The 8,577-nt window shown below is 64.1% G+C and carries 4 protein-coding genes; all 4 read right to left on the minus strand.

Going from position 1 to position 8,577, the window contains the following annotated elements:
- Nucleotides 1-24: 24 nt before the first annotated feature.
- Nucleotides 25-1,680 carry an acetolactate synthase large subunit gene (locus I2488_RS19145; protein ID WP_196277393.1) on the minus strand — a complete coding sequence of 552 codons (1,656 nt, stop codon included), beginning with the start codon at nt 1,678-1,680 and terminating at the stop codon, nt 25-27.
- Between the two features lie 166 nt (nt 1,681-1,846).
- On the minus strand, nt 1,847-2,785 hold the full coding sequence (locus I2488_RS19150; RefSeq protein WP_196277394.1) for a D-2-hydroxyacid dehydrogenase: 939 nt from the start codon (nt 2,783-2,785) through the stop codon (nt 1,847-1,849).
- A 61-nt stretch (nt 2,786-2,846) separates the two neighbouring features.
- On the minus strand, nt 2,847-4,379 hold the full coding sequence (gene cysS / locus I2488_RS19155; RefSeq protein ID WP_196277395.1) for a cysteine--tRNA ligase: 1,533 nt from the start codon (nt 4,377-4,379) through the stop codon (nt 2,847-2,849).
- Between the two features lie 38 nt (nt 4,380-4,417).
- On the minus strand, nt 4,418-8,577 hold a 4,160-nt coding region (locus I2488_RS19160; protein ID WP_196277396.1), incomplete at its 5' end, for a beta strand repeat-containing protein.

The following is an 8,577-nucleotide window of genomic DNA, read 5'->3' on the forward strand; positions in this document are numbered from 1 at the left end:
ACGGCATGATGAATCGCCTGAACCCTAGAGCGCCTTCGACAGTTCCTTGATGTCCTTGTTGAGGATCTGATCGTTCTCCGAATAGTCGACCGGGCAATCGATCAGGTGGACGCCCGGCGTATCGCGGCAGTGGGCGAGCAGTTCCTTGAGGTGTTCGGAACTGGTGACGCGATGGCCGTGGGCGCCGTAGCTTTCGGCGTACTTCACGAAATCGGGGTTGCCGTAGGTCAGGCCGAAATCCTCGAAGCCCATGTTGGCCTGCTTCCAGCGGATCATGCCATAGGAGCTGTCGTTGAGGATCAGCACGGTGAGGTTGAGGCCGAGGCGTACCGCAGTCTCCATCTCCTGGCTGTTCATCATGAAGCCGCCATCGCCGCAGATCGCCATGACTTTGCGATCGGGATATAGCATCGCGCTCATCATCGCCGAGGGCAGCCCGGCCCCCATCGTGGCCAGCGCATTGTCCAGCAGCACGGTGTTGGGGTGGTAGGCGGTATAGCCGCGTGCGAACCAGATCTTGTAGACGCCGTTATCGAGGCAGATGATTGCGTCCTCGGGCAAAGCATCGCGGATCTGCTGAACGAGGTGCGGCGGGAAGATCGGGAAGCGGGTATCGGCGGCGAGCGGCGCCGTGTGCGCAACTTCGGCAGCGCGGTAGGCCAGCATGTGGTCGAAGTTCCACGCCGGGTTTGGCGTGATCGCCTCCTTGATCTGCCAGATCGCGTTGGCGATATCGCCGATCACCTCGATCGAGGGGAAATAGACCGGGTCGACCTCGGCGGTCTTGGTGGAGACGTGAATGACCGGCGTGCCTCCTTCGCGCATGAAGAACGGCGGCTTTTCGATCACGTCGTGGCCGATGTTGACGATGAGGTCAGCGTCCTCCACCGCACGATGGACAAAGTCACCGGCAGAAAGCGCAGCGCAACCAAGGAACTTCGGGTGCCGCTCGTCGATCACGCCCTTGCCCAGTTGGGTGGTCAGGAAGGGTATGCCGGTCTTCTCGACCAGTTCGGCGAGCATCTTGCCAGTCATCTTGCGGTTAGCGCCTGCGCCAATCACCAGCACCGGGGCCTTGGCATTCTGCAGCGCGTGGACGGCCTGCGCGACCGACTTGGCATCGGCATTGGGACGGCGAACAAGGCTGCGCTTGAGCGGGACGGAGTCGGTATGCTCGTCGGCAATGTCCTCGGGAAGTTCGATGTGGGTGGCCCCGGGCTTCTCTTCCTCGGCGAGGCGGTAGGCCTCTCGCACGCGGCTGGGGATGTTATCAGAGCTTGCCATCTGATGCGTGAACTTGGTGATCGGCCCCATCATCGAGACGACGTCGAGGATCTGGAAGCGGCCCTGCTTGGACTTCTTGATCGGCTTCTGGCCGGTGATCATCAGCATCGGCATGCCGCCCAGCGTCGCGTAGGCAGCCGCGGTGACGAAGTTGGTCGCCCCCGGCCCCAGCGTGGCGATGCAGACGCCGGTCTTGCCGGTGTGGCGGCCGTAGGTTGCGGCCATGAAGCCTGCGCCCTGTTCGTGACGGGTGAGGATCAGCTTGATCTTCTTCGAGCGGGACAGCGAATCGAGGAAATCGAGGTTTTCTTCGCCCGGAACGCCGAAGATATATTCGCAGCCTTCTTCCTCAAGGCACTCGATGAACAGGTCTGACGCCTTCTTGCCTTCGGCCATTTTTGGTCGCTCCATCAACGGGAACGCGCGGCCAAGGCTGCGTTACCCTCCCCAACTCGGATGCGACCTCACGGGACTTGAAACCGGTGCGTGTCGTTATGGCCCCCGCACCTGCCCTTGTGTGCATGGCTATCAAAGGCGGGCGGCGGAGTCACGTCCTAGAGAGTCAGTAGCCCAGCGAAAGATCGACCTGCGGCTGGAGCGGCTCGCCGGCGCGGAAACGGCGAAGGTTTTCGAGGAAGCGGGTGACAGAGCGCTCGAACATCTTCGTCTGTGCGCGGCCCGAAAGGTGGCTGGTGACGTGAGCGTTGGGCACGTCCCACAGCGGATGGTCGGCTGGCAGGGGTTCGGGCGTAACGACATCGAGGACGGCATGGCCTGGCGTCCCTGCCTTGAGGCCCGCAATCAGGGCGTCCTGATCGACGACGCTGCCGCGCGCGACGTTTACCAGCGTCGAACCGGGCTTCATCGCTGCGATCTCGGCCGCGCCGATCATGCCTTCGGTCTCGGGCGTGCCAGGCACGGCAAGGATCACCCAGTCGAAGGTGCCGAGCTGTGCGCGCCACTGATCAGGGCCGAGCGTCCCCTCCCCCGCCGATCGGCGCACCTTGACCACTTCGACATCGAAACCCTGCAACATCCGCTCGACCTTCTGGCCGATCGCGCCATAACCGAGGATCAGCGCACGGCTTCCGGCCAGTTCGACCTTGCCGGGGCTGTCGAGCAGCCACTCGTGTCGGTCCTGCGAGCGTACGACTTCGCGGTAGCCCTTGGCCACGGTCAGCATCCCCATGACGACGTATTCGGCGATGGTGATCGCGTTGATGCCGGTGCCGTTGGTAAGGATAGTGCCGCGTTCGCGAAGGACATCGAGCGGGAAGAAATCGACGCCGGCATAGACCGAATTGAGCCACTTGAGCTTCGTCGCCAGCCGGATCGCCTTGTCCATGCCGCTCGGCTGGTAGAGGTCGAACCAGCCGATTTCGGCGGAGGGGGCGAGTTCGAACAGTTCCTCGGCACTGCGGAAGAAGCGCGGCTCGACCCAATCAGGCAAGTGCTGCTCGATCAGCGGGGCGGCCATGGCGTTCATCACGAGGACGGTCATTTTCTGCTCTCCCGAACCTGTTGCGAGAGACTTACCCTATCAATTGCGGATTGAAACCCGTTCAGACGAGTTTCCACTCCCAGCCGAGCGGGTCGCCGTCCATGACCTCAACGCCCTTGGCGACGAGTTCATCGCGCAGGGCGTCGGAGCGGGCGAAGTCCTTGGCGGCGCGCGCTTCCTTGCGGGCTTCGAGGGCAGACTCGATTTCGGTTTCCTCGATCTCGACGCCCTTGGGTTTGAGGCGGAGGGCCTTTCGATCAAGTGTCAGCAGGCCGAGGCCGAGGACGGCGTCCATCGCCGCGAGGGCCGCAAGCTTTTCCGACGCGTCGACTTTTTTCAGCGCGAGGACTTCCTCGAACACCGTGAGGGCGACCGGGGTGTTGAGATCGTCGGATACCGCAGCGTCAAAGCGTTCGAGGAACGGCGTGAAGCGGGGGCCGGGAACAGGTTCCGCCAACGAGGGTGCCCCTCCACCATCCTGCGGATGATCCCCCTCCCCGGTTCGGAGAGGAATGCGGTCCTTGAGCTGTTGGACGGCAATCAACATGCGCTTGAGCCGCGTGAGCGCGGCAGCGAGGCCATCCCACGAGAATTCCAGTTCGCTGCGGTAGTGGGCCTGCAGGCACATCAGGCGGTAGGCCAAGGGCGAGTAGCCCTTGTCGATCAGCAGCTGCAGCCGCAGGAATTCGCCACTCGACTTGCTCATCTTGCCCGAGCGTTCGACGAGGAAGTTGTTGTGCATCCACACCCGCGCGCCGGAGTTTGCCGGCAGGTCCAAGCCGTTGGTGCAGCAAAACGCCTGGTTCTGGGCAATCTCGTTGGGGTGGTGAATCTCGCGGTGGTCGATGCCGCCAGTGTGGATGTCGAACGGGAAGCCGAGCACTTCGCCGGACATGACCGAGCATTCGAGATGCCAGCCGGGAGCGCCCTTCCCCCATGGCGAATCCCATTCCATCTGGCGCTTTTCACCCGGCGGCGTCTTGCGCCAGATGGCGAAGTCGGCGGCATTGCGCTTGCATTCGACGGCTTCGATGCGGCCCTCGCCGTCCTCGGTCTGGGCGCGGGCGAGACGACCGTAGTCGGCCACGGTCGAGACGTCGAAGTAGAGGCCGCTGTCGAGTTCGTAGCAGTGCTTTGCCGCGATCTTTTCGGCAAAGGCGATCATCTGCGGCACATATTCGGTGGCGATGGTCCAGCGTGCAGGCTGGCGGATGTTGAGCGCCTTAACGTCCTCCCAGTAGGCCTGGGTAAAGTGCTGGGCGATATCCCAGATGGATTGGGCCTGCGCCTTGGCCATTTTCTCCATCTTGTCCTCGCCGTCATCGGCATCGTCGGTGAGGTGGCCGACGTCGGTGATGTTGATGACGTGGGTGAGCTTCAGGCCCTTGAACGACAGCGTGCGGCCAAGGATGTCGGCGAAGACATAGGCGCGCATGTTGCCGATGTGCGGGTAGTTATAGACCGTCGGTCCGCAGGAATAGACGCGCGCCTCGCCTGCGTGGACGGGCTGGAACGCTTCCAGCTGACGCGTCAGGCTGTTGAACAGCTTGAGCGGAGCGGAAGGCGCGAAAGGTGCGGGGCCGTGGACTGACATGGATCAGCCATTGCCCCGCGCCCCCGCATCAGGTCAAGTCACTCGCCGTCCTGCTTGCCTTCTCCGAGCAGATCGTCATTGCCGGTGCCGGTGACCGGTTCGTCGATCAGCGGCTCGAACCCGGCCGGCGCGATCTGGTTCAACTGGATCAGCGTGGTCTTGGTGAAGCTGTCGGTCACCTGCAGCGCGCTGTCCTCGGGGTCGGTCTTCAGCACTTCCTCGACGAGATCGCGCAGTTCGATGATCTCGAACGGCAGCTTGTTGCAGGTATTGGCATTGACGATGACGCAGCCGTTTACCGACGAGAGATCGGTGAAGGCTTCCTCGAACGTGATCTGCTCGATCGCATCGACGCCGACCTGGCCGTTGACGATGCCGTTTATCACGATGTCGAGCTGGCTGCCGTCGCGGCTGCCTATCTTCAGGCTGTTGGCGACGAGACCGCGACGATCGTCGAGCCGGGTGCCGAGCGAGGTATTCTGGATGTAGACCTCGCGATCGGACCGCAATTGGATCGTGTCGGCCTCCACCAGCGTCCGGCCATCGGTGACGCCATCGTTGAGACCAAGGCGGTCGGTGATCAGAGCAGTGTCTGTCAGTTGCGAGATATCGTCGAGCGCGCTGCGCGTGACCATGGCGATGCCGCTGCCGGAAATGGCCAGAGTACCGGCGCGCGCCTCGCCGTCGAGCAAGCGGATCGAGCCGGTTGCGGCATCAAGGAACACGCCGTTCTGGCTGTTGACGGCGAGCGAATTGCCTGCGGCGTTGCTCATCGACAGGGCGCCGAGGAACGTGGCCAGACCGCCGGAGCGTAGCGAGAGCGTGCCAGTCTCGCCGACCTGCCCTTGGGTTGTGCCAGCCTGGGCAACGACCGCGAGGTCACCCACCAGCAGGGCCTGGTTGGCCCGGATGGTGAGATCGCCGCGCGAGCGGATGCGGGCGAATTCGGCTTGCGAGATGGCATAGCCGCTGACCGTCGAGGCGATGTTGTCGCCCAGTCGCAGCGGTCCCTGGCCGGTATTGCGCAAGGTGATCGCGTCGGTGTGCGCGGTTTCGCCGAGGCGTCCGCTGGCGCCGATCTCGAGATCGGCGGAAGTGAGGTCCATCGTCGCGCCGGTCGCCAGCCCGTTGAGGCGGATGGTGTTGCCGGCGTTCATGGTGAAGGCCTTGGCCGCATCGGCCACGTCGTTGATGACGATATCGCCAGCGGCGACGATATCGATGTTGCCCTGGCCGATGGCTCCGGAGGTGACGGTGCCCTGCGGGCGGACAGAATCTCCCACGGCGTCGGCATAGCCAGCCGAAAGGTGGCTGATCATGACATCGCCGTTGCTGGCCAAAAGATCGATATCGCCCAGAGCGTTGATCGTGCTGCCAGTGATCGAACCCTCTGCCGTGACATCGACATTGCCGCGATCGGCGATGATGGTGCGGATGGCGAGATTGCCCAAGGCGTCGAGCCCGACGGCATCGGCAAAGACGGAAATCGCGCCCGAGAGCTGAAGCCCCGTGATGTTGACGATGCCGGCGGAATTGATCCGCGCCGATTTGCCAGTCAGACCGGAGAGCGCGACATTGCCCTGGCTCGAGATGAAGACGTCATTACCGGCCGAGATCGAAGTGCCGCTCATCGAGCCGTTGGTGGTGCCGAAAGTGCCACCGGCCGAAATCGTGCTGAAGACAAGGCGCTGGGCGTCGATGGCGACGTTGCCGCTGGCGTTGATCGCCCCGACAGTCGCATCCCCAGCCACGCCGAGATTGAGATCTCCGGCCCGGACACGGATAGCGCCGCCCGATGCCGAACCGGCAACGATGGCGATGTCCCCACCGTCCAGCGTGCCATAGGCAAACCGTCCGGAGCCTGTGTTGATGCGCATCGTTCCGGTGGCGACAAGATCGCCGCCGGTGACGTCGCCACTGGTGCCGACAACGAGCGTGCCGCCCGAGGACATGCGGGTGAAGGTCAGGGTCTGACTGTTCACGCTGAGCGCACTGCCCGCGCTTGCCGTGCCCAGTTCCACCGCGCCGGTACCGGATACCGTGAAGGAACCGGCGGCCGTGGCGCTGCCGAGCGACACGTCGCGGCCCTCGATGCCGATGGCGCCCCCGGCGGCAAGGGTCCGCGCGGTGATGTCACCGGCTGCACCGGAAGTCAGCGCGAGGTCGGTCGCGGCGTCGGCGTCGCGTATAGTGATGCTGCCCGAGGCATCGACCACGATGCTGGCGCCCGAACGGATGTCGCCGCCGCTGACACCGGCGAGCGACGCGATGTCGACCGCACTCGCCGCATCGATCAGCGTGAAATCAAGCGCGCCGATGTCTGCAGAGAAGCGTCCGCCCGCGGTTGCCGAGCCGATCACGCTCGCGCCATTGCTCGCGAGCGTGATGTCGGTCCCGGCCTTGAGCGTACCGGCATCGATCGTGTTGCCGGTCAGGGCGAGTGTGGTCCCGGCATCGGCGCTGTCGAGCTTGAGGGCGCCTGCCGCGTCCAGTGTGATCGCGCTGCTGGCATTGGCCGAACCGACTGTCAGGTTGCCACCGGTGGTGATGCTGACATTTGCAGGGTTGGAGGCACCGCCGCCGCCCGTGCCGTTGCCAAAGGTGAAGGCGATGGAGCCGGTGTTGTCGCCAGCGTTGGAGTCCCAGTAGCCGACCGAGAGGGTACCGGTCGCAGGCGCCGTCACGGTGCCATTGGCGCCGATAAGCACGTTCTGGTTGCCGATCTGGCCAACCAGCGCTCCGAACGGGGCGCTGAAGTTGCCGATGGTGAGGTTCCCAAACGCCGCACCGATCTGGGTGCCGGGCTGCGCGCCGGAATCGTCCTGCGCCGTGGCAATTCGGAACGCGATAAGGCCATCGCCATCCGAGAAGCGCGGCAGGAAACCGGCGCTCCATAGGTCATTGGTGGACGAAGAGACCGTGATCGTCTGTCCCTGCACCACATCGAACACTGGCACCAGCGTGCCACCGGTAAAGGAGTTGCCGAGGGCCTGCACCACGATCTGGACGAGGTTCTGACCTGTGCTGGCGAGACCTGCCGCGACACTGCCGATCGTGGCACTGCCGGTGAGCGAGAAAGTGCTGTCGAGGCCCGAACTGCTCGAACCGAGCACGAGCGATGCACCGGACAGGTCGAACGCGCCCAGCACCTTGACGGTGCCGAGATCGATCGCGTTGGTGGCAGTGAGCGAGAGGCCTGAATCGCCGGTGATCGTCAGCGCATTGATGTTCGCCGCGCCGATCGTGATCGCGCCGCCCGCCTTGGCATCATCGAGAGTGACGTCACCGCTCGCGGCGATCCTGAGCGTCGTGCCAGCATCGATCTTGCCACCATTGGTGTTGGCGGAGGTGAGAATTTCGACGCTTTCGCCAGCGGTCAGTTTGTCGAAGGTGAAGTTTCGCGCATCGACGAAGGCGGTGGTTCCGGCTGTCGTTTCGCCAACGTTGATCGACCTGCCATCGAAATCGGTGAAGGTACCGGCACTGACAGTGCCCACGGTGACATCCAGCCCCCCGAGCGTTGCGCTCGTCCCAGCCGTCACGCTGCCAATGTTCGCAACAGTTCCAGCATTGATGTTCGTGCTCGTCCCCGATGCCACGGTGGTTCCGGCGAGATCGGCCCCGCGCAGTTGCACTACGCCGAGTGCGCTGGCAGCGACGAAACGCAGGGTGTCCGCATCGATCGTGAGATTGCCGCCAAACGCCGCAACGGTGGTCAGATCCGCCCTGCCGCTGATCGACAGGGCGATGTTGCCGGTAACGGCCTGGAGCAGCGGCGCGGTGAAGCGGGTGGCCGTGATGGAAATGCCGCCACCGGAGTTGATCGCGCTGGTGATGCTGGCGAGATCGGTCGCGGTGATCGACGTTGCGCCGTTCGACCGCAGGGTGCCTGCCTGTACGTTCGCGCCACCGAGCGAGAGCGTCGTTCCGGCATCCGCGAGGTCCAGCGTCAGATCGCCGGTCGCGCTGACATTGACGCTGGTGCCTGCGTCCAGAGTGCCGCCGGTGATCGTGCCGCCCGACAGCGTGATACCTTTGTTGGCGGTGATGCTGTCGAACGTGAGCAGCGCAGGGTCGATCGACACGGAGCCGGCGGTCGAGGACACGGTGCCGAGCGCCGCCGTGTCGGTCACCGTCAGCGTCAGGTCGCCGACCGACTGGAGGCTCGTCGCCGAAAGCTTGCCCGCAACGAAGGCCA

Source organism: Novosphingobium jiangmenense (assembly GCF_015694345.1).
In the GTDB taxonomy this organism is placed as follows: Bacteria; Pseudomonadota; Alphaproteobacteria; order Sphingomonadales; family Sphingomonadaceae; genus Novosphingobium; species Novosphingobium jiangmenense.